Here is a 1,370-nt window from a genome sequence, read left to right as displayed (position 1 = left end):
TGAACCACCCCGGGTTTGATGCACACCTCCTTCGTTGGGAAGGTGGCAGTCATGCCGAGCAAGTACGACGAGCAGACCCGGGCCAAGGCGGTTCGTCTGGTCATCGATCATGTTGATGATTACGACTCTGAGTGGGCGGCGATCAAGGCGGTGTCGGCCCGGTTGGGGATGACGGCCGAGACGCTGCGCCGGTGGGTGCGGCAGGCGCAGATCGATGCCGGTCAAGCCGTCGGGGTGTCGTCGGAGTCGGCGCGGGAGATCCGGGAGTTGAAGCGGAAGAACGCCGAGCTCGAACGTACGGTCGAGATCTTGAAGGCGGCGACGAGTTTCTTCGCGCGGGAGAGCGACCCGCGACAGCGGTGATCTGCCGGTTCATCGCCGAGCACAAGGCTCGGTTCGGGGTCGCTCCGATCTGCCGTGCGCTGTCCGCGCACGGCTGCCCGATCGCCCCGAGAACCTACTACGCCTGGGCCAGGCGGGCGCCGTCGAAACGGGCCTTGTGGGACACCACGGTGACCGAGCTGCTGGCCGGGTACTACGAGCCCGGCGCCGGCGGCCGGCGCCTGCCGGAGTCGCTCTACGGGTCGTTGAAGATGTGGGCCTACCTGCAACGGCAAGGCATCCAGGTGGCGCGCTGCACCATCGAGCGGCTGATGCGCATCAACGGCTGGCGTGGCGTGAGCAGGGCCAAGAAGGTCCGCACCACTGTCGCCGACCTGTCCGCGAACCGAGCTCCGGACCTGGTCAACCGGCAGTTCCGGGTGCCGGCACCGAACCGGCTCCTGGTCGCGGATTTCACCTATGTGCGGCTGGCCAGCAGTGCCAACAGTACGTTCGCCTACACGGCCTTCGTCATCGATGCCTTCGCCGGACGGATCGTGGGCTGGGAGTGTTCAACATCCAAGCACACCACGTTCGTCGAACGGGCCATTGCCCAGGCCGCGGCGTTCCGCACGAGGCAGGGCAATCCGGTGAATGCCCCGCAGAACAAGGCGATTCATCACTCGGACGCCGGGTCTCAGTACACCTCGCTGCACCTGACCGAGACGCTGCACCTGCACGGCCTCAGCCCCTCGATCGGGACCGTCGGCGACGCCTACGACAACGCCCTGGCCGAGACCACCATCGGGCTCTACAAGACCGAATGCATCCGCGACGACTCACCCTTCAGGCGCGGACCACTGACCGGCCTCAACAACCTCGAGGCCATCACCGCCGACTGGGTCCACTGGTACAACACCAGCCGGCTCATGCACCGCCTCGACCGACGCCCACCCGCCGAAGCCGAGGCCGACTACTATGCACAAACCCGAGACGACCAACCGGTCGCACTCACATAACCGAGGGCGCACCAAACCCGGGACGGTTCA

1 protein-coding gene is annotated in these 1,370 nt (G+C 66.3%); it reads left to right on the top strand.

Annotated features, from left to right (window positions below):
• Window positions 1-51: 51 nt before the first annotated feature.
• Window positions 52-1,340, top strand: a protein-coding gene (locus tag E0H50_RS42705; protein WP_131297171.1) for an IS3 family transposase whose coding sequence is annotated in 2 segments (ribosomal slippage) — window positions 52-325 and window positions 325-1,340 — 1,290 coding nt in all. Because the reading frame shifts where the segments join, the coding sequence is not laid out codon by codon here.
• Window positions 1,341-1,370 lie beyond the last annotated feature (30 nt).

Origin of the sequence: Kribbella sindirgiensis (genome assembly GCF_004331435.1) — a bacterium.
GTDB classification, from domain to species: domain Bacteria; phylum Actinomycetota; class Actinomycetes; order Propionibacteriales; family Kribbellaceae; genus Kribbella; species Kribbella sindirgiensis.
This window is presented reverse-complemented; position numbering and strand designations above follow the sequence as displayed.